This window comes from Actinoplanes sp. NPDC051633 (genome assembly GCF_040681735.1).
Lineage (GTDB): Bacteria > Actinomycetota > Actinomycetes > Mycobacteriales > Micromonosporaceae > Actinoplanes.
The window spans coordinates 1-18,345 of sequence record NZ_JBFAZH010000031.1; the positions used below are offsets into that span (position 1 = coordinate 1).

20 protein-coding genes are annotated in these 18,345 nt (G+C 72.3%); 9 read left to right on the forward strand and 11 right to left on the reverse strand.

Annotation, left to right across the window (positions count from 1 at the left end; translation table 11 throughout):
- Positions 1 to 390: hypothetical protein (locus AB0M20_RS03685; protein ID WP_364293149.1), on the forward strand; the 390-nt coding region annotated here is incomplete at its 5' end.
- An 18-nt stretch (positions 391 to 408) separates the two neighbouring features.
- On the opposite strand, the gene AB0M20_RS03690 is transcribed toward AB0M20_RS03685, so the two are convergent.
- Together AB0M20_RS03690 and AB0M20_RS03695 are read right to left on the reverse strand one after the other, a co-directional pair.
- Positions 409 to 1,470, reverse strand: coding sequence for a glycosyl hydrolase (locus tag AB0M20_RS03690; RefSeq protein WP_364293152.1), 1,062 nt, complete (start codon positions 1,468 to 1,470; stop codon positions 409 to 411).
- Positions 1,467 to 2,261, reverse strand: a complete 795-nt coding sequence (locus tag AB0M20_RS03695) for a polysaccharide deacetylase family protein (RefSeq protein ID WP_364293155.1) — start codon at positions 2,259 to 2,261, stop codon at positions 1,467 to 1,469. Before AB0M20_RS03695 ends, AB0M20_RS03690 begins: the two co-directional genes overlap by 4 nt.
- Before the next feature lie 120 nt (positions 2,262 to 2,381).
- Here AB0M20_RS03695 and AB0M20_RS03700 point away from each other — a divergent pair, with 120 nt between their 5' ends.
- The 5 genes from AB0M20_RS03700 to AB0M20_RS03720 all read left to right on the forward strand — a co-directional run bounded on the left by AB0M20_RS03700 (position 2,382) and on the right by AB0M20_RS03720 (position 6,243).
- Positions 2,382 to 2,621: a hypothetical protein gene (locus AB0M20_RS03700; RefSeq protein WP_364293158.1), complete on the forward strand. Its 240-nt coding sequence runs from the start codon at positions 2,382 to 2,384 to the stop codon at positions 2,619 to 2,621.
- A 64-nt stretch (positions 2,622 to 2,685) separates the two neighbouring features.
- Positions 2,686 to 3,336, forward strand: a complete 651-nt coding sequence (locus AB0M20_RS03705; RefSeq protein ID WP_364293161.1) for a hypothetical protein — start codon at positions 2,686 to 2,688, stop codon at positions 3,334 to 3,336.
- 35 nt (positions 3,337 to 3,371) lie between these two features.
- A complete protein-coding gene (locus AB0M20_RS03710; protein ID WP_364293164.1) occupies positions 3,372 to 4,022 on the forward strand; it encodes a nucleoside/nucleotide kinase family protein in 651 nt (216 codons plus the stop codon).
- 9 nt (positions 4,023 to 4,031) lie between these two features.
- Positions 4,032 to 5,051 carry a phosphotransferase gene (locus AB0M20_RS03715; RefSeq protein ID WP_364293167.1) on the forward strand — a complete coding sequence of 340 codons (1,020 nt, stop codon included), beginning with the start codon at positions 4,032 to 4,034 and terminating at the stop codon, positions 5,049 to 5,051.
- Positions 5,052 to 5,067: 16 nt separating this feature from the next.
- A complete protein-coding gene (locus AB0M20_RS03720) occupies positions 5,068 to 6,243 on the forward strand; it encodes a metallophosphoesterase (RefSeq protein ID WP_364293170.1) in 1,176 nt (391 codons plus the stop codon).
- A gap of 152 nt (positions 6,244 to 6,395) precedes the next feature.
- On the opposite strand, the gene AB0M20_RS03725 is transcribed toward AB0M20_RS03720, so the two are convergent.
- Positions 6,396 to 7,292: an aminoglycoside phosphotransferase family protein gene (locus tag AB0M20_RS03725; RefSeq protein WP_364293173.1), complete on the reverse strand. Its 897-nt coding sequence runs from the start codon at positions 7,290 to 7,292 to the stop codon at positions 6,396 to 6,398.
- A gap of 109 nt (positions 7,293 to 7,401) precedes the next feature.
- Here AB0M20_RS03725 and AB0M20_RS03730 point away from each other — a divergent pair, with 109 nt between their 5' ends.
- Positions 7,402 to 10,881: an ATP-binding cassette domain-containing protein gene (locus AB0M20_RS03730; RefSeq protein ID WP_364293176.1), complete on the forward strand. Its 3,480-nt coding sequence runs from the start codon at positions 7,402 to 7,404 to the stop codon at positions 10,879 to 10,881.
- Positions 10,882 to 10,926: 45 nt separating this feature from the next.
- On the opposite strand, the gene AB0M20_RS03735 is transcribed toward AB0M20_RS03730, so the two are convergent.
- On the reverse strand, positions 10,927 to 11,817 hold the full coding sequence (locus tag AB0M20_RS03735; protein WP_364293179.1) for a trypsin-like peptidase domain-containing protein: 891 nt from the start codon (positions 11,815 to 11,817) through the stop codon (positions 10,927 to 10,929).
- Positions 11,818 to 11,961: 144 nt separating this feature from the next.
- Between AB0M20_RS03735 and AB0M20_RS03740 the strand changes: the two genes are divergently transcribed.
- Both AB0M20_RS03740 and AB0M20_RS03745 read left to right on the forward strand, forming a co-directional pair.
- Positions 11,962 to 12,441, forward strand: a complete 480-nt coding sequence (locus AB0M20_RS03740; RefSeq protein ID WP_364293182.1) for a hypothetical protein — start codon at positions 11,962 to 11,964, stop codon at positions 12,439 to 12,441.
- A 121-nt stretch (positions 12,442 to 12,562) separates the two neighbouring features.
- Positions 12,563 to 12,844 (forward strand): peptidoglycan-binding domain-containing protein, encoded by a 282-nt coding sequence (locus AB0M20_RS03745; protein ID WP_364293185.1) that lies wholly within the window; start codon positions 12,563 to 12,565, stop codon positions 12,842 to 12,844.
- 38 nt (positions 12,845 to 12,882) lie between these two features.
- On the opposite strand, the gene AB0M20_RS03750 is transcribed toward AB0M20_RS03745, so the two are convergent.
- From AB0M20_RS03750 to AB0M20_RS03780, 7 genes are all read right to left on the reverse strand, one after another.
- Positions 12,883 to 13,575, reverse strand: coding sequence for a cutinase family protein (locus AB0M20_RS03750; protein ID WP_364293189.1), 693 nt, complete (start codon positions 13,573 to 13,575; stop codon positions 12,883 to 12,885).
- A gap of 147 nt (positions 13,576 to 13,722) precedes the next feature.
- Positions 13,723 to 14,760, reverse strand: coding sequence for a 1,2-phenylacetyl-CoA epoxidase subunit PaaE (gene paaE / locus AB0M20_RS03755; RefSeq protein WP_364293192.1), 1,038 nt, complete (start codon positions 14,758 to 14,760; stop codon positions 13,723 to 13,725).
- Between the two features lies 1 nt (position 14,761).
- Positions 14,762 to 15,247 (reverse strand): 1,2-phenylacetyl-CoA epoxidase subunit PaaD, encoded by a 486-nt coding sequence (gene paaD / locus AB0M20_RS03760; protein WP_364293195.1) that lies wholly within the window; start codon positions 15,245 to 15,247, stop codon positions 14,762 to 14,764.
- Positions 15,241 to 16,032, reverse strand: a complete 792-nt coding sequence (paaC, locus tag AB0M20_RS03765) for a 1,2-phenylacetyl-CoA epoxidase subunit PaaC (RefSeq protein ID WP_364293198.1) — start codon at positions 16,030 to 16,032, stop codon at positions 15,241 to 15,243. Before paaC ends, paaD begins: the two co-directional genes overlap by 7 nt.
- Positions 16,033 to 16,039: 7 nt before the next feature.
- A complete protein-coding gene (gene paaB, locus AB0M20_RS03770) occupies positions 16,040 to 16,327 on the reverse strand; it encodes a 1,2-phenylacetyl-CoA epoxidase subunit PaaB (protein ID WP_364293201.1) in 288 nt (95 codons plus the stop codon).
- A complete protein-coding gene (gene paaA, locus AB0M20_RS03775) occupies positions 16,324 to 17,232 on the reverse strand; it encodes a 1,2-phenylacetyl-CoA epoxidase subunit PaaA (protein WP_364293204.1) in 909 nt (302 codons plus the stop codon). The genes paaB and paaA overlap by 4 nt, the downstream gene beginning before the upstream one ends.
- Positions 17,232 to 18,345, reverse strand: a 1,114-nt coding sequence (locus AB0M20_RS03780) for an aldehyde dehydrogenase family protein (RefSeq protein ID WP_364293207.1), incomplete at its 5' end; no start/stop codon positions are given. The genes AB0M20_RS03780 and paaA, both read right to left, overlap by 1 nt.

Here is an 18,345-nt window from a genome sequence, read left to right on the forward strand (position 1 = left end):
GACCCCAGCGGGTTCGAGGCGCTGCACGTCTTCATCGCCGCGGTGCAGGCGGTGGTCGCCGGGTTCGAGGGTCCCGCGGAGGACGAGCCGCTGCTGGAGTTCCAGGTCGCCGACCCGGATGTCTTGCGGCAGCGGCTGATCGACGCCGGCCTGCGGGACGTCACCGTCGACACGAGCCACCAGGAGCGCCTCACGGTGGCATCCGGGCAGCAGCTGTGGGACTGGACCGTCGGCGGCAACCCGATCCCCGGCATGCTCGTCGCCGACCTGACCGCCGGGCAACGCGCGGACGTCATCCGGGTGCTCGACGGGATGGTCCGTGACCGCGCCGCCGGCAACGGCCCGGCTGTGCTGGTCGCGCCGCTGAACATCGGGGTCGGTACGAAGTAGACCCCCGGCCGGCCGGTCCTAGCCGAGGAAGTGGGCGTCCCTCGCCATCGCCCTGAACGCGGCCAGGGACTCCCTGTCGGTGTCGATGCGCCACTTCTCGTGGTAGCCCGGATGGGTGTCGGTGTCGAACCAGACCACGCCGCCGATCGCCGGGTGCTGCTCGATCCAGTTGGCGGCCAGCGTGATCCAGTCGGCCTTCGTGCTGCCGCCGCGGTCCACCGACCCGATCTCGGTGATCATGATCGGCTTGCGCGTCGCGTACGCGTCGTAGATCGGCTGGAACATCGTGCCCGGCGCCTCGCGGTGCAGGTTGTAGCCGGACACGCCGACCCAGTCGACCTGGTCGTCGCCCGGGTAGTAGCGGGCCTTCGCGTTCCACTTCGCGGCCGGGCTGTCGTTCCAGTTGGGACTCCACACCCACGAGACGTTGTCCGCGCCCTGGTCGGCGAAGATGCTGCGAATCCGCTTCCACACCTTCACGTACCCCGCCGCGTTGTCGCCGTTGTCGGCGCCGCCCCACGCGTACCAGTCGCCGTTCATCTCCCAGCCCCAGCGCAGCAGCACCGGCCGGCCGAACCGCCTGATCTGCTTGGCGTTGCGCGCGATCAGCGCGTCATGGTCGCCGCGCAGCACGGAGGCGTGGTCGGTGCCGCGCCAGGAGATCATCGGGTACGCGTCGTCGGGCAGCCAGGCGATGGACCGCGGCAGCACGTCGGTCCACGCGTAGAAGACGTGCAGGATCCGCAGGTCGCGGCCGAGTTGCCGGCGGCGCAGGTCGACCGCCGAGGCCGGCGACAGACCGTCCAGACCAAGGTACGCGCCCAGCATCGCCCGGCCGCGCCGGAACGGAACCGGTCCGCCGCCACTGGTCACGATCTTGGGAACGGTCACGGCCGCCGACGGCGACGCCGACGGCGACGCCGACGGCGCGGCACTCGGGCCGGTGGTGGCCTCCGCGGGCGGCGCCTGGGTGCGTGACTGCAGCATGAAGACCGCGCCCGTGGGCACCGCGGCCAAGCCGGCCAGGCCCAGGAAGACCCGCCGCTGGTAGCGCTTCGGCGCCCGGTGCTGCGGCGTCACGTCAGCGTCCGTCCGGTGCGCAGCGCGACCCTGCGGGCGACCCGCCAGGCCGGCTGGGCCAGCTTCTTGACCACGGGTACGAGCTGCGGGCCGCCGCCGGACACCAGCTCGACCAGATCGGCGCCGGTGTGCTCGGGGGTCGGCTGCAGGCGCGGCACGGCGAACCGGTGCTCCCCGGGCCGGTGCAGGCGGCGGCCCACCTCGGTGGCGTTGTCGTGCCCGGCGGCGCGGACCTCGTCGCGCACCCGGCGGCCGTTGTAGCCGTGCGGGTACGCGAAGCTGCGCACCTGGAGCTGGAGGCGCTGCTCGAGCTCGTCGTGGCTGCGGACGATCTCCTCGTGCAGCCGGTCCGGGGGCAGCACGTCCAGCGGGTGGTGGATCAGGCTGTGGTTGCCGATCTCCACCCCGGCGGCGGCCACCTCGGCGAGCTCCTCCCAGGTGAGCAGCCGGCCGAAGTCCGGGGACCAGCGGCCGAGCCAGCCGGCCCGGTCGCCGAGATGCCCGACCGAGGCGTAGAGCGTGGCCTTCGCCCCGGCCGCCTCGAGCGCGGGCACCCCGGCGGTGAGGAAGTTGCGGTAGCCGTCGTCGAAGGTGACCGCGACCAGCCGGTCGGTGCAGCCGGCGTCCAGCAGGTCGAGGGCCTGGCTGAGCCCGACCAGGCGGTAGCCCGCCGCGGTCAGCGCGGTGAGCTGCTCGGTCAGCCGGGACGCGGGCACGGCGAGGTCGCTCAGCGGACCGCCGATCGCGGACACCGAGTGGTACATCAGGGCGGGGAGCGTTTCCCAGTTCACAGATCCCCTATCGGCCGGCGCCCCCTCGACTTGACGGTCCGGCCTCTGCCGAAAGTCATAGGCACGGTTCCGTCCGCGGGCGGAAGCGGCGGGGTACGCCCGGGCGAAAGAGTGACCGCTATGACGATCGATGCCTGGCGGCTCGCCGAGTCCGCCGCGGGAGCCGCCGTCCTCCTCGCCGTGACCGCGATGCCGACGGCCTGGCACGCGCTCGACACGTCACTCACGGCGGTGCTCGGCGGCATGCTGGCACTTCTCACTGCTGGCGTTTACGCGTTACACGCCGTAACCTTCGACTGCTTCCGGATGACGCGGCACCGTGAAAAGCGCAGTTTTTCCTACACGCAGAGTAAGGACTGAACCGTCGCCCCGCATGGCCCGTATCCCCGGATGACGACGCACAGCACTACCCCGGGAGCGGCCCATGTTCCGGCTCATTCAGCTCCACGCCCACCTCGGCGTGCCCCGCATCGGTGTCGACCCCGACGGCTACGCCTCCGAACGCGCCGCCCTGGCCCGCTACCGCGCGACCCCGGCGACGTTCTTCGGGGTCGGACGCTTCGACGAGGAGGGCACCCTCGCCGAGATCATCATGGACGCCGTGTGCGGCCCGCTCGGCGACTGCCCGCGGCCGGCCACGGTCGTGCACGCCCAGACCTTCCAGCGGCTCTGCGAGGCCTGCGGCTTCGGCCTGGACGTGCTGAGCGTCCCCGAGCTGGCGGTGCGGCTGGGCATCGCGGTACGGCTCGCGCCGGTGCTCGCCCGCTCCGGCCGGCACGCGGCCGCCGAGTTCGCCTTCACCGCCAGCAATCGGATCGCGCGTGAGTTCGCCTCCCGGGTCGACGACCGGCAGTGGCGTGCCGAGCTGTGCGCCGAGCTGGCCCGCAACCCGAGCTCGGTGAACGGCCTGCTGATCGGCGTGGGCGCACTGAGCCACCGGGACGTGCTCGACCTCTACCCCGCACTGTGCGCCCTGGGCTCCGAGCTGCCCGCGTGCGTACACGGGGACCTGTTGCGGGCCACCGCCCGGCCGCTCTCCCCCGCGGGTGTCGCCGCGCTGCGCCTCGGCATCTGAGCCTCTCAACTGACCTGCCTGTTACGGTCGCGCCTATGGCGCTGACGTTCGACGACCTGGTCAAGCGGGCCACCTCGTTGGTGCCCGGCGGGCGGCGTGCGGTGCTCGGCATCGCGGGTGCGCCCGCCGCCGGCAAGACCACGCTCGCCGAGGAACTCGTACGGGCCCTCTCGCCCGGCGTCGCGCACGTCCCGATGGACGGCTTCCACCTCGCCGACGTGGAGCTGGAACGGCTCGGCGCGCGGGACCGCAAGGGCGCGCCGGACACGTTCGACGCCCTGGGCTACGCCGCGCTGCTCAAGCGGCTGCGCGACGACGAGGACGACGTGATCTACGCGCCCGGCTTCGAGCGCGTGATCGAGCAGCCGATCGCCGGCACCATCCCGGTGCCCCGCAGCGCCCGGCTGATCGTCTCCGAGGGCAACTACCTGATGGTCGACGACCCGGCGTGGGGCAAGGTCCGGCCGATGTTCGACGAGATCTGGTACGCGGACCTGGACCAGGAGGAACGCCTGCGGCGGCTGGTCGACCGGCACCGGCGCTTCGGCAAGGACGAAGCTCAGGCGGTGGAGTGGGCCACCGGCACCGACGAGCGCAACGCCCAGATCATCATGGCCACCCGGTCGCGCGCCGACCTGATCGTCCCGGCGGAGCTGATCCGCGGAATCGGCACGCCACCGGCTTAACCTGGCGGCATGGACCTGCCCGGCGGCGCCAGCGTGACCCTGGAGTCCGCGCGCCCGGTCACCGAGGGCTGGTGCAACACCGTCGCGGTCAACCCGCGGCTGCTGCGCTGCACCGCCGACGACGGCCGCACGGTGATCGTGAAGATGCGCCGCCCGCCGGGCGACACCCGCCGCCGCTCGGGGTTCCGGCGCGAGCTGTCCGCCCTGCTGCTGCTCGCCGAGCTGGACTGCGACGCCGGCCCTCGACTGCTGGCCACCGACGACAGCGCCGGCCTGCTGGTGCTCGAGGACCTGGGCGACGGTCCGGCACTGGAGGACCTGCTGGTCGGCTCCGACCCGGCGGCGGCGACCGCGGCGTTCGTCGCGCTGGCCGAGGCGGTCGGCCGGATGCACACCGCGACCCTGGGCCAGGCCGACGGCATCGGGCCGCCCTGGTTCGACGTGGCCGAGCACTGGTCGCGGATCGGCGAGCTGACCGAGACCGAGTGGGCCGATCGGGACGTGGCCGAGCTGCTGGAGATCCTCGCCTCCGGGCCGATGGCGCTCTCCAACGGCGACCTGGCGCCGCAGAACTGCCGGCTGCGCGACGGCCGGATGCGGCTGCTCGACTTCGAGGACGCCGCCTGTCAGCACCCGCTGCTGGATGCCGCGCAGTTCCGGCTGCCGTTCTACGGCGGGCCGTGCTGGGCCCGGATCCCGCCAGCGGTGGGCGCCGAGGTCGAGGCGGCGTACCGGGCCGCGGCCGGGCGGGCGGCGGACCGCGCGTGGGCCGAGGGCATGGCGGCCGCGGTCGGGGCGTGGACGATCATCCGGCTGGTCCGCGTACCCAAACTGCTCGACGCCGATCCGCCGCACCCGATGGGTTTCTCGCGGCGCGGCCAGCTGCTGGACACGCTGCAGGTGGGCGCGGAGGCCACCGCGACGGTCCTGCCACGGCTGTCGGCGTGGTTCGCGGCGACCGAGGACGATCTGCGGTCGCGCTGGCCGGGGCTGCCGGAATCCCAGGACGTGTATCCCGCCTACCGATGAGTGGCATGCTTGCCGCGTGTCAGTTGGTGAAGCGGTCGAGGCCCGGCCACGGCGGCGGCGCCGCGCGGTGATCTTCGGGGTCGTGGTGGCTCTGGTGCTCGCGCTGTTGTTCGGGGTGCCCTATTGGACGCTGGTGCTGGCGGGCAACGAGTGGCCCGGCCCGGTCCCGGCCGTGCTGTCCGTCGTCGCCCTGGTCGCCGTGCTGGCGTTTCCGCTGCTCATGTTCGGTGGGCACGGTCGCGGGATGGACCGGGCGGCGATCATCGCCGACACGATGCTCGGCGTCGTGTGGGTCCTCTTCGTCTGGTCCCTGCTGGGCAACGTGCTGCGCGTGGTGCTGACGATCGCCGGCGTGGCCGATCCGGTCCGGTCGCGGATCGTCACGGCCGTGGTCGCGCTGATCGCGCTGGTCCTGCTGATCTGGGGGTACGCGGAGGCGATGCGGATCTCCCGGGTACGCCGGGTCGACGTCACGCTCCCCCGCCTCGGCGCCGCACTCGACGGGCTCCGCGTCGTGCTGATCACCGACACCCACTACGGCCCGGTCGACCGCGCGAAGTGGTCCCGCGGCGTCGTCGACGTCGTCAACTCCCTGGACGCCGACGTGGTCGCGCACACCGGAGACATCGCGGACGGCGACGTGTCCAGGCGCCGCGCCCAGTCCACGCCCCTCGGCGACGTCCGGGCCGCGCTGGCCCGGGTCTACGTGACCGGCAACCACGAGTACTTCAGCGGCGCGCCCGGCTGGGTGGAGCACATGACCGAGCTGGGCTGGACCTGGCTGCACAACAAGCACGTGGTGGTGTCGCGCGGCGGCGACGACCTGGTGATCGCCGGCGTGGACGACCGGACCGCGGCCGGATCCGGCGTGCCCGGCCACCAGGCCGATCACGCGGCCGCGCTGGCCGGCGCCGACCCTTCCCTGCCGGTCCTGCTACTCGCGCACCAGCCACAGCAGATCGCCGGCGCGGTGACGCACGGCGTCGACCTGCAGCTGTCGGGCCACACCCACGGCGGTCAGATCTGGCCGTTCCACTACCTGGTCCGCACCGACCAGCCGGCACTGCAGGGCCTGTCCAGGCACGGCGAGCGCACGCAGCTCTACACCAGCCGGGGCACCGGCTTCTGGGGCCCGCCCTTCCGGATCTTCGCCCCCAGCGAGATCACCCTGCTGACCCTGCACGCCGCCTGACCCGGCGCGGCTCCGCAAGCCAACAGTGGTAGCCCAGCGGGCTGTTCGCCCGTCGGATGGGCGTCCTGGCTACCACTTCCCGCTCCGGCAGGGAGTCGCAAGCGAACAGTGGTAGCCCAGCGGGCTGTTCGCCCGTCGGATGGGCGTCTGGGCTACCACTTTTGGCTGATCTCGTCGGCGACGCCGAGCATCTGGGCGGCCAGCGGCTGCAGGCCGATGCCGGTCAGCACCAGGCCGGTCGACACGCGCTCGGCGACGCCCCACTCCCAGATCGCCGTCGCGTCGGTGCCGGTGCTCGCGGCCAGGCGGCGGGCGCGGTCCCACGGATCGCCTTCCATCAGCTCGACCGGGTCCTCGCGCATCAGGATGCCCAGGTCGTACTCCGGCTCGGCGTGCAGGCCGTCGGGGTCGACCAGCTTGAAGCCGTCGGCGCTCCGCAGGGCGTTCCACTGGTGGACGTCGCCGTGGACCAGGACGGCGCGATCCGGGGCGTACCCGTCGATCCGGTTTCGAATCGCCATCCTGGCGTGGTCGACGGTGCGCTCGGTGCAGGGACGATCGCGCTCGGCCCATCGGCGGGTGATGAAGTCGTCCAGCCAGAGCGCCTTGTCGACGGCCGTGGGCAGCAGGCCGTCGGGAATCGGACGCCAGATGCGTTGCGCGGCGCCGGTCAGGATCTCGAGGCGCTCGGGCAGGGGACGGTCGAGGTCGGCGAGAGACGGGCCGAGGCGCTCGATGAGCATCGCGCCGAGCCCCTCGTCGGCCTCGAGGAGTCGCGCACACCCGTCGCCATCCGCGAGCCGCAGCACGACGATCTCGTGCCGCGCGTGATCGCCCGCGCGGGGGATCATGAGCTTGAGCACCGCGGGTGTGCCGTCGGCCCGGGTTGCCTCCGCCACGAAGGCCTCCGTCCCGCCCTGGAAGCTCCGGCCCATGGTCAGTGACCAGCGGCCCGCCAGCTCGTCGACCAGACCCGGGAGCCCGGCCAGCCAGTCGTCCGCGCCGGCGAGGCGGGCCTTCGCGCGCACCGTGTCGGGGAGATCGATCACCCGCGTGATGGTGACACGCGTGACAGCCGAGGGCGACGTAATTGCGTTGAAGCGCTCTCCCCGGAGCCGGAGGATGGGTTCACCGCCCGAACCGACGTGAGGATCTCGCATGCGCTTGCTCCGTGACCTATGGGAGACGTCGTCGGTCCGTACCCTGCTGGTGGGTCTGCTGATCCTGCTCGGCGCCGCCGGGCAGGCGGGCGCCCTGGCCCTGGCCGGCGCCGTGCTGATCAATCGATCCGTGCCGCTGTTCGTGCTGCTCGCCGTGGCATTGGTGATCTCCGTCCTCGGCGATGTGATCGTCAACCTGGTCGCGGCCGGCCTCACCGCCGACTGGGCCGCGCGGGCCCGCCGTGGGCTGAACCGGGTGGCCTTCGGGCAGGATCTGCCGACGCTGGAGAACACCCCGGTCGGCGAGCTGCTCGACCGCATCGACAGCGACGTCTACCAGGTCGGGTCCGAGGTCCGGGGCAGCGGCATCCGGCTCGCCCAGTCGCTCGCCGTGGCCGGTCTGTCGATCGTCACGGCGTTCTTCGTCTGGTGGCCGGCGGGCGTCGGGATGGTGCTCGTGTCGGCGCTGCTCGTGCTGGTCATGAGCAAACCGATCGCCCGCATCGGCCCGGCCCGGATCAGCGAGGAGGAGGCCTGGTCCGACCTCGCCGCGGTGATGGAGGAGTCGGTGCACGGGCAGGACGACGTGCGCACCAGCCTGGCCGCGCCGTACGTCCTCAAGCTCTTCGCGGTCCGCGCCAGCGAGGTGCTGCGCCGGGGCCGCAGGGTCTGGCGCATGTCCTCGAAGGTCACCCTGGGCGCCGGCGCGATCACCCGCACCCTGATCGCGGTGCTGGTCGTCGGCGGCGCCTGGGCGCTGCTGAACGGCTCGGTGAGCGGCGCGCGGCTGACCTCGGTGTGGCTGCTCGCGCTCGGCTTCGCCGGCACGCTGGAGCACGTCACGCGGATGGTGCCGGAGCTGCAGAACGCGCTCGGCGCCTGGAGCCGGGTGCAGCTGCTGCGGAAGGTTCCGCAGGAGCCGGTCGGCGGCCTGCCGCCGCGCGACGGCAGCCTCGAGGTGCGCAACCTGACGTTCCGGTACTCCGAGTCCGACTCGGACCGGCCGCCGGCGCTGAGCAACGTCAGCCTGACCTTCGACCGCGGCCGCTCGTACGCGCTGATCGGCCGCACCGGCTCGGGCAAGTCGACCCTGGCCAAGGTGCTGACCCGGGCGGTGGACGTGCCGCGCGGCACCGTCTTCCTGGCCGGCGTGGACATCAACGACATGGATGTCGAGGGGCTGCGCCGCTTCACCGCGATCGTCCCGCAGCGCACCGAGATCCTGGCCGGCACGCTGGCCGAGAACATCGCGCTCTTCGACCGTGAGCTGCTCCCGCGGGCGGGTGGCGCGCTGTCCGAGCTGGGCCTGACCGCGTGGGCGGCCAGCCTCCCGGACGGCATCGAGACGCGGCTCGGCGAGGGCGGCTACAAGCTGTCCGCCGGGCAGGAGCAGCTGGTTGCCTTCGCCCGGATCCTGGTACGCAACCCGCAGGTGGTCATCCTGGACGAGGCGACCGCCCGGATGGACCCGGTCACCGAGTCGTGGGTGCAGCGCGCCACCGACCGGCTGCTCGAGGGCCGGATCGGCGTGATCGTGGCGCACCGGCTGTCGTCGGTGGAACGCTGCGACGAGGTGGTCGTGCTGTCCGACGGCGCGGTGCTCGAGTCGGGGCCGCTGCGCGCGTCGCGGCGCTTCGCCGAGCTGCTCGCCACCAGCAACGCGGCGGTGACCACCGGCGGCGGCGTGCTGCTGGCCGAGCGCGACGGCTACTCCTCCTCGTTGGTCGAGACGCAGCCGCCGGCCGACACCTCGCTGGTCAACGATCTGCCGCGTGCCGACCCGCCGCCGCTGCCCCCGGCTCCGGAGGCCCGCACGCTGCGGGAGATCTTCCGGCTCGCCACGAACGACCCGCGGTTCAGCATGGGCGCGGTCGCGTTCTTCGCCGTGCTCGTGTTGCTGGGCATGGACGGCGCGATCCTGCCGCTGATGTGGGCGCACGTGGTGGACGGCGTCGGCGACCCGATGCTGCCGGCGATCGGGATCGCGGCGGCGCTGATCATCGCGATCCCAACCCTCTTCTACACCGGGGCGTGGTTCCCGGAGTGGTGGGTGCGGCAGATGCTGCGGATCAGCCTGCGCCTGGTGCACGGGCAGATCGGGCCACGCCGGGTCAGCAAGTACACCCCGGCCGAGGTGGTCGCCCAGGGCGGCGACACCGAGCGGGTGGTCATGCTCGCCGACAACATCATCGACCTGGCCATGAGCCTGCTGGTGATCGTCGCGATGACGTGGGCCTCCGGCTCGATCGTCCCGGCGTTGTTCTTCATCGGGACGATGGTGGTGTCCGGGCTGACCGCGACGCTGTTCGGCCCGCGGCTGGAAAGGGCCGCGCGGCGTACGGTGGCGGCGCGGGCGGCGTTCGCGACCGCGCTGGTGTCGTCGCTGTCGGCGGCTCGCACGGTCAAGCTGGCCGGGGCCACCGAGCCGGTGCTGGACCACCTGGCCGAGCTGGACGCCGACCGCAGCGAGAAGCAGCGCCGCGAGATCTCCATCCAGGTGTGGGCGCGGTCCACACCGGCGGCGCTCAGCGGGCTGCTGCCGATCGCGGCGTGGGGCCTCTACCTGGCCGGGGACCTGTCCGCGGCGGCCACGCTGATCGCGGTGTCGGTGCTGGGCAGCGCGCGGTGGTTCGCGTGGGTGGCGGCGTCGCTGGTGTCGCACTTCCCGTCGGCCCGGGTGTGGACGCGGCGGACGGTGACGATGGCGGGCGCGGCCGCGTACTCGTCGTCGATCCCGGGGGTGGACATCTCGGCCGGCACCGCGCCGGCGCCCCCGGCCGCTCCGCGGCGGCCGCTGCAGCGGCTGGAGCTTTCCGGCTTCAGCGCGGTGCACGAGAACGGCATGGTCGGCGCGCAGGACGTGGACCTGGTCGTCGAACGGGGACAGCTGGTGCTGGTGCTCGGCCCGGTCGGGGCGGGCAAGTCGTCGCTGTTGCGAGCGCTGGCCGGGATCGTGCACCACACCGGGCGGCTGACCTGGAACGGCCAGCCGGTGGACGAGCCGGAGCTGTTCCTGCGGCCCAACCAGGTCGGGTACGTAGGGCAGCTGCCGCGGGTGCTCTCCGGGACGGTGGCCGACAACATCCAGCTCGGGCACGAGGTGGACGCGGAGGACGCCGTGTCGACGGCCCAGCTGGAGCACGACCTGGCCGCGGCCGGCGGCGGGTTGCAGCTGCTGATCGGGCACAAGGGGACCCGGCTCTCCGGTGGTCAGCTGCAGCGGCTGGCGCTGGCCCGGGCGCTGGCACCGCGCACCGAGCTGCTGATCGCCGACGACGTGTCGTCCGCGCTGGACGTCACCACGGAGCTGGAGTTGTGGCAGGCGCTGCGGTCGCACGGCGTCACGGTGGTCGGCTCGACCTCGAAGCGCGCCGCGCTGGTGCAGGCCGACAAGGTGGTCGTGCTGATCGGCGGCCGGGTCGAGGCGCAGGGGAGCTGGCGCGAGCTGGAGGACCGCTGGGGTCACCTGGCGGGCTGAGCCGAATTCTGCGTGTCCCGCATCTTTGCGGGGCACGCAGTTTTGTCAGCCGGCCTGGGCCTCGAGCTGCTTGACCACCGCGGTGACCGTGTCCGCGGGGATCGCGAAGCCCACGCCCACGCTTCCGGTCGAGTCGCCCGCGGTGGCGATCGCCACGTTGACGCCGATCACCCGGCCGGCCGTGTCGACCAGCGCGCCGCCGCTGTTGCCCTGGTTGATCGCCGCGTCGGTCTGCAGCAGGCCGGTGAGCTTCTCGTTGCCGGTGCTCACCTCACGGTCCAGGGCCGACACGATGCCCGACGTGACGGTCCCCTCGAGGCCGAGGGGGGCGCCGAAGGCCAGCACCGTGTCGCCGACCGCGACCGAAGCGTCCGGGGCGAAGGTGGCCGGCGTCAGGCCGGTGACGTTCCGGGCCTGGACCAGCGCGAGGTCGTGGGTGCTGTCGGCGGCGACGACGGTGGCGGGAACGGTCCTGCCGTCGGCGAGGCGCACGCTGACCGTGCCGTCGGAGGCGATCACGTGGTTGTTGGTGAGGATCAGGCCGTCGGCGGAGAGGACGACGCCGGAGCCCAGCGACGACTCCTGGGCGCTGTCGACCAGGACGGTGACGATGCTGGGTGAGACCTTCGCGGCCACGGCCGCGAGGTTGTCGCCCTCGGTGACGGTCGTGGTCGCGGCGGTGGCTGCGGTCGTGGCGGCGGTGGTCCCGTCCGCGGCGGTGTGGTGCTCGGCGATCACGCCGCCCGCCGCTCCCCCGCCGCCGGCCAGGGCGAGGAGGGCGATGCCGCCGGCGACCCGGCGCGGCCACCGGCGATCCCCGCGGTGCGACGGCGGCTGCCCGTCGTCGGGCGGCCCGGGCGGCGGCATGACGAAGGTCGGCGGAGTCGCGATGTTCTCGTAGGTGTGGGGCCGGGTGTCGTTGATCGTGCTGGTCATGGCGCCGCCTCGTTTCTCAAGGGCTGATGACTCCACGGTTCCCGGGCGGCTTGTCACTTCCTTGTGAGCGGTCTGTGAGTCCGCTGAACGCGGTCAGGTCCCGCGTCCCGTCACGTCGGCCGCACCCGCGCCGTTGGACCGGTCATGGGACGACTGCGATGGGCCGTACCGCTGGCCGTGCCGCTGGCCGGGGTGCTGATGCTGGCGGCGTGCGCCGACGACGAGGCCGCGCCGGCCGACGTGCCGGCGTCCGTACCCGTCGAGAGCACGCCCGCCGCGACGCCGGAGATCACCGCGACCACCACCGCGGCCGCGAAGCCGGCCCGCACAGCGGCCACCGAGCGGGCCGGACAGGGCGGCGGAATGGCCGCGTTCGTGGCCGCGGTGCAGGCGAAGATGCCGGAGATCGCCGTCGACCGGCGGGACGAGGAGATCGAGGAGATCGCGCAGCAGGCCTGCGCGTCGCTGGCCGCCGGAACGAAGACCGACGCGCTGGTCGCGGAGACCCGGGCCCTGGGTACGGCCGACGCGGAGGCCACCGATCAGGCCACGGCACGGGAGCTGATCAAGCTGGCCATCGACACCGTCTGCCCGGCCGAGAGCGACCGCGTCGACGACTTCTGAGGCGGTTGCCGACACGAAACACGACCTAGGGTGGAGCCCCTAGACCGAAAGTCGCAGGGCGCACAGCATTCGAAGACCGCAGGCAGATGTGGCGCACAGTAACGCTCACGATGCTTGATTCATGGGAATCTTCGGTGTGGTGGGGACCGCGATGGGCGGCCTGATCGGGTGGTCCGACGACGACGGGCCGGGTGCCGACCCGGCCGCGCTGCGGGCGCTCTTCGCCGATCTGGGACTGCGGATCGGCCCGGAGCCGGCCGACCTGGAGGCGGTGATCCGGGCGTTCCAGTCGCGGGTGGGCCTGCGTCCCGACGGAGTGGCCGGCCCGCGCACGGTGCACACCCTCGTACGGTACGCGCGGGAGGCGCGTGACCTGCGCGTCTTCGAACGCCGCGCCGCCTGACGGACTGAGGGGCGCTGGCGGGCGCCCCCGTGCTGCGGTCAGCCGCCGACCTTGCCGACGATGAACTGCTCGGCCGCGTTCAGCGAACCGTTGTAGTTCAGGTGTGCGGCGAGGTTCTGCCCACCCTGACAGAAGGTGTCGCCCGTGTTGCAGAACGACCGGGTACGGTCGGCGACCGCATCCAGCTTGCCCCGGCCACGGGAGAACACCCCGTTGCGGGTGCGGTTCGCCGCGTTGAACGGCTCACCGGCGGTGAACGTCGGGTCGCCGAACAGCGCGATCGCGGCCACCTGGTCGATCGCCGCGGCGTCCACCGCGGGCTCGCCGCGCCGGCCGGCCCCGGCGATCGTGTCACCGACCACCTGAGCGCCCTGCGAATAACCGGCCAGGACGATCTTCGTGTCCGGGCAGGACGCGACCGTGGCCTCGATCTTCTCGGCCATGTCGGCGACGCCCTGCCGCACACTGTTCTGATAGTTACCCAGCGTTGCCGGATAGTCGACGGCCGTGGACCTCACGGTCCGGGCGGTGCCACGGGTGACCCGCTGGGCCAGTGGCCCGATCAGAACCCCCAGGCCCGCCCGTTCGGTCGAGGCACGTGCGCCGATGATCTCCACGTCCGCGCACCCATCCCCGGGTGCCTGCGCGGCGAAAGAGAACGGCGCCACCGCAAGTCCGCCCGCCACCACGACGCCGGCTGCGGCGATCATGAGAGCCTTGCGTGCTCGCATCAGTCGAGCTCCTTTCCTCGGTCTCGGTACTTCTTGCACCAGGTACGCAAGAAGACTTCCCGAGGACGGACGCTATGGAATTGTCCACAAACCACTTAGATGCTGAACCAACGACGTATCGCATACGTACCGGTCAGCGAGGCATCGTCAGTCGTCGAAGTCGACGATGACCTTTTCGGTCAGCGGCGTCGACTGGCACGTCAGCACGAATCCCGCGGCCACCTCCCGCGGCTCCAGCGCGAAGTTGCGCCGCATCCGCACCTCACCGTCGGTCACCCGGGCCCGGCATGTGCCGCACACTCCGCCCTTGCACGCGAAGGGCATATCCGGACGGGCCCGCTGCGCACCCTCGAGCACCGTCTCGCCCTCGGCCACGGTCACCGTCGTCGATCGGCCGTCCAGCTGCACGGTCACCTCGCTCGACGGGCCGTCCGGCCGGGCGTCGTCGGCGCGCACCACCTCGGGCGGCAGTTCATCCACCCAGAACAGCTCGCGATGGATCCGCTCCGGTGACACTCCGTGCTCGGTGAGCACCTCGGTCGCGTCGGTGACCATCCCGAACGGGCCGCACAGCCACCAGTGGTCCACCGCGTCGACGTCGATCAGGAGCGGGAGGAGGGTACGCAGCTTCGCCGCGTCCAGCCGCCCGGTGAGCAGCTCGACCTCGCGTGCCTCGCGGGACAGCAGGTGCACCAGCTCGAGGCGTGACGGATGGCGGTCTTTAAGATCGGACAGCTCCTCGGCGAACATTACGGTGTCCGCCCGCCGGTTGCCGTAGAGCACGCTGACCTGCGTCTCGGGATGGCGCAGCAGGGACGCGGCGATGGACAGCACCGGGGTGATGCCCGAGCCGGCCGCGATCAGCACGTGATGGCCGGGCCGGTCCAGCTCGGGCGTGAACGTGCCGGACGGCGGCGCCACGTCGACCCGGTCGCCGGGCCGCAGGTCGTGCACCAGCCAGGAGGAGACCACGCCGCCGGGAACCTCACGCACACCGATGCGCGGGCGTTCGCCGGCCGGGGCGCAGATCGAATACGTCCGCCGTTCGTCGCCCCGGCGCACGATCAGGGACTGCCCCGGCCGGAAGGCGAACTCCTGCTCCAACTCGGACGGCACGTCGAAGGTCACCGCGACCGCGTCGGCGCACAGCCGCTCGACGTCGGCGACGCGAAGCGGATGGAACACCTCAGATCTCCTTCACGTGCTCGAACGGCTCGCGGCAGGACGGGCAGCGGCGCAGCTCCCGGCATGCGGTGGCGCTGAACGCGGAGATCAGCTCGCTCTCGGGGTTGCCGCACTGGGGACAGGCGACACCGGTCCTCGGCAGACCGAGGTTGAGGGGAACCGGACCGGGTGCCCGGCGCGGCGCCGGACCCGGCGGCGAGATGCCGGCGGCGGCGAGCTTGGCCCTGCCCGCCTCGGAGATCCAGTCGGTGGTCCAGGCCGGCGCCAGCACGGTACGCACCTCGACCGATCGGTAGCCGGTCAACGCCCGCCGCAGATCGGCCCGGATCTCGTCCATCGCCGGGCACCCCGAGTAGGTCGGCGTGATCGTGACGACGACCGTGTCCGCGTCCTCCCGCACATCCCGGATCACGCCCAGATCCGCGAGCGTGAGCATCGGCAGCTCCGGGTCGACGCCGGCGGCGACCCTCTCGGCGGCGCTCACCACACACCGCCGGGCACGGAACGGGCGAGGCCCTGCATCTCGTCGAGGATCGCCGCAAGCTCGGACGGCAGCTCCCGATTTCCCGGCTCCCCCGGATGCCGCAGCGTCGCCGCCGCCAGCACCTGCGCCATCACCGCGTCGAACTCGTCACCCCGATGCGGCCCGAGGAACGGCCACAGCGCGTCCACCGCGTCCTGCATGCGCCGATGCGACTTCTCGGTGCCGTCGCCGAGCCGCACCACCCACTGCGCCGCATAGTCCCGGTGGTAGGTGAGCTCCTTCACGGCCTTGGCGGCGATCGCGGCCAGGACCGGGTCCTCCGCGGCGGTCAAGCCGTCCAGCACCGCGAGCCGCCACGTCGAGAAGGCGAGCAGCCGGGCCATCAGATGCGCGAAGTCGAGATCGGACCGCTCGACGAGCCGCACGTTGCGGAACTCGGCGGGTCCCCGCTGGTAGGCCAGCGCGTCCTCGTCGCGGCCCCGGCCCTCCGCCTGGGACGCGCGGGTCAGCAGCAGCCGGGCCTGCCCGAGCAGGTCCAGCGCGATGTTGGCGATCGCCACCTCGTCCTCGAGCTCGGGCGCGCGGGTCACCCACTGCTGCAGCCGGTGCGACATGATCAACGCGTCGTCGCCCAGCGCGAGGCACCGCTCGGCCAGCTCGGCGCGGTCCACACCCTCGGGCAGCTCGGTGGGCACCCCGCCGAGCGGGTCGGCGAAGCCGGTGCCGTAGGCCCAGCGGGCGTCGTCGTCGTGGTCGGTCAGCGCGCCGTACGCGTCGTCGAAGGACATGGCGACCTCAGATGTGCGGTACGGAGTCGGGGATGGCGTAGTACGTCGGATGCCGGTACGCCTTGTCGCCGCTCGGCTCGAAGAACGACTCCTTGTCCGCGGGCTCGGAGGCGACCACGTCGTCGGAGCGCACCACCCAGATGCTGACGCCCTCGTTGCGCCGCGTGTAGAGGTCACGCGCGTGGTGCAGCGCCATGGTGGCGTCGGCTGCCCGCAGCGAGCCGACGTGCACGTGGTTGAGGCCGCGCTTGGCCCGCACGAACACCTCGTACAGCGGCCACTCGTGCTTGATCATCGTCGCTCCTTGGAAGCGTGCGCCGCGGCGGCCTCCCGCACCCACGCGCCCTCTTCGTGGGCCTCCCGCCGGCGGGCGATCCGCTGCCGGTTCATCGGCCCGTCGCCGGAGATGACCCGCTTCAGCTCGTCCCAGTCCGGGGTGCCGAAGTCGTAGTGCCCGCGCTCGGCGTTCCACTCGAGCTCCGGGTCGGGCAGCGTGACGCCCAGCGCCTCGGCCTGCGGCACGCTCATGTCCACGAACCGCTGCCGCAGCTCGTCGTTGGAGTGCCGCTTGATCTTCCACGCCATCGACTGCGCCGAGTTGGGCGACTCGGCGTCGGGCGGGCCGAACATCATCAGCGACGGCCACCACCAGCGGTTCGTCGCGTCCTGCACCATCTCGCGCTGCTCCGGCGTGCCCCGCATCATCGTCATCAGCAGCTCGTAGCCCTGCCGCTGATGGAACGACTCCTCCTTGCAGATCCGGATCATCGCCCGCCCGTACGGCCCGAACGAACTGCGGCACAGCGGGACCTGGTTGCAGATGGCGGCGCCGTCGACCAGCCAGCCGATCACGCCGACGTCGGCGAAGGTCAGCGTCGGGTAGTTGAAGATCGACGAGTATTTCTGCCGGCCCTCGATCAGGCGCACGGTCAGGTCGCCGCGGTCGGCGCCCAGGGTCTCGGCCGCCGAGTACAGGTAGAGCCCGTGACCGGCCTCGTCCTGCACCTTGGCGAGCAGGATCGCCTTGCGGCGCAGGGTCGGCGCCCGGGTGATCCACTCCCCCTCCGGCTGCATGCCGATGATCTCGGAGTGGGCGTGCTGGGCGATCTGCCGGATCATCGTCCGGCGGTAGCCGTCGGGCATCTCGTCGCGCGGCTCGATCCGCTGATCGCGCGCGATCGTGTCCTCGAAGGCGCTCATCACACGTGCCGCCTCGACTGCAGGGTGAAGAACCGGCCGCTGACGAACCAGTCGTCGGTCAGCGCCGTGGTGGCGGCCGGGTTGGCGCCGGTGCCGTGCAGGTCGCTGAAGGCCGCGGTCTGGTTGACGAAGACACCGCCGGTCAGGTTTTCCGACAGGTGCACGCCGGCGTCCAGGGCGGCCTCGCGAGCCGCCTCGATCACCTCGGGCGACGTCGAATACACCGCCGCGGTCAGCGCGCCGTGGTGCCGCACGGTCTCGACGAACAGCGCGAGCGAGGCCGGCGTGGACTCGGTGGTGATCACGAAGGACACCGGGCCGAACCACTCGCGCGTGTAGGTCTTCTCGTCCGCGGCGTCCAGCTTGACCACGACCGGCGTGCGGATGGTCGCGTCGGGCCAGGTGGGGTCGGCCACCTCGGCCGACGGGCGGGTCGCCGAGGACGCACCACTGGCCTCGGTGAGGCGGGACAGCACGCCGTCGTTGACGATCGCGCCGAGGGTGCCGGCGGCGCGCTGCGGGTCGCCGAGCAGCTTGTCGATCGCCGCGGTGAGGTCGGCGGCGAACGTACCCGGATCCTTGAGGCCTTGATCGGTCTGCACCCCCGCGGCCGGGACCAGGATGTTCTGCGGGGTCGTGCACATCTGTCCGCTGTAGAGCGACAGGGAGAACGCCAGGTTGCGCAGCACGGCCTTGTAGTCGTCGGTCGAGTCGACGACGACCGTGTTGAGACCGGACTTCTCGGTGTAGACCACGGCCTGCCGCGCGTTCGCCTCCAGCCAGTTGCCGAAGTCGCTGGACCCGGTGAAGTCGATGATCCGCACGTCGGGGTGGGTGGCCAGGGTGGCCGCGATGCCGTCGCCGGGCGCCTCGGCGGCGAGCGTGACCAGGTCGGGGCTCTGCCCGGCCTCGGCGAGGACCTCGCGGGCGATCTGCACGGTGAGGGCGAGCGGCAGGACGGCGCCGGGGTGCGGCTTGACGATCACCGGGTTGCCGGTGACCAGGCTGGCGAACAGTCCCGGGTACGAGTTCCAGGTCGGGAACGTGTTGCAGCCGATCACCAGGGCGACGCCGCGGCCGGCGACGGTGGCGGTCTTCGTCATCCGCAACGGG

What these genes read in the sequence shown, in the direction of transcription:
- AB0M20_RS03700 (WP_364293158.1), top strand. Translation starts at nt 2,382, where the DNA reads ATGACGATCGATGCCTGGCGGCTCGCCGAGTCCGCCGCGGGAGCCGCC.
- AB0M20_RS03705 (WP_364293161.1), top strand. Translation starts at nt 2,686, where the DNA reads ATGTTCCGGCTCATTCAGCTCCACGCCCACCTCGGCGTGCCCCGCATC.
- AB0M20_RS03710 (WP_364293164.1), top strand. Translation starts at nt 3,372, where the DNA reads ATGGCGCTGACGTTCGACGACCTGGTCAAGCGGGCCACCTCGTTGGTG.
- AB0M20_RS03715 (WP_364293167.1), top strand. Translation starts at nt 4,032, where the DNA reads ATGGACCTGCCCGGCGGCGCCAGCGTGACCCTGGAGTCCGCGCGCCCG.
- AB0M20_RS03730 (WP_364293176.1), top strand. Translation starts at nt 7,402, where the DNA reads ATGCGCTTGCTCCGTGACCTATGGGAGACGTCGTCGGTCCGTACCCTG.
- AB0M20_RS03735 (WP_364293179.1), bottom strand. Translation starts at nt 11,817, where the DNA reads ATGACCAGCACGATCAACGACACCCGGCCCCACACCTACGAGAACATC.
- AB0M20_RS03740 (WP_364293182.1), top strand. Translation starts at nt 11,962, where the DNA reads ATGGGACGACTGCGATGGGCCGTACCGCTGGCCGTGCCGCTGGCCGGG.
- AB0M20_RS03745 (WP_364293185.1), top strand. Translation starts at nt 12,563, where the DNA reads ATGGGAATCTTCGGTGTGGTGGGGACCGCGATGGGCGGCCTGATCGGG.
- AB0M20_RS03750 (WP_364293189.1), bottom strand. Translation starts at nt 13,575, where the DNA reads ATGCGAGCACGCAAGGCTCTCATGATCGCCGCAGCCGGCGTCGTGGTG.
- paaC (WP_364293198.1), bottom strand. Translation starts at nt 16,032, where the DNA reads ATGTCCTTCGACGACGCGTACGGCGCGCTGACCGACCACGACGACGAC.
- paaB (WP_364293201.1), bottom strand. Translation starts at nt 16,327, where the DNA reads ATGATCAAGCACGAGTGGCCGCTGTACGAGGTGTTCGTGCGGGCCAAG.
- paaA (WP_364293204.1), bottom strand. Translation starts at nt 17,232, where the DNA reads ATGAGCGCCTTCGAGGACACGATCGCGCGCGATCAGCGGATCGAGCCG.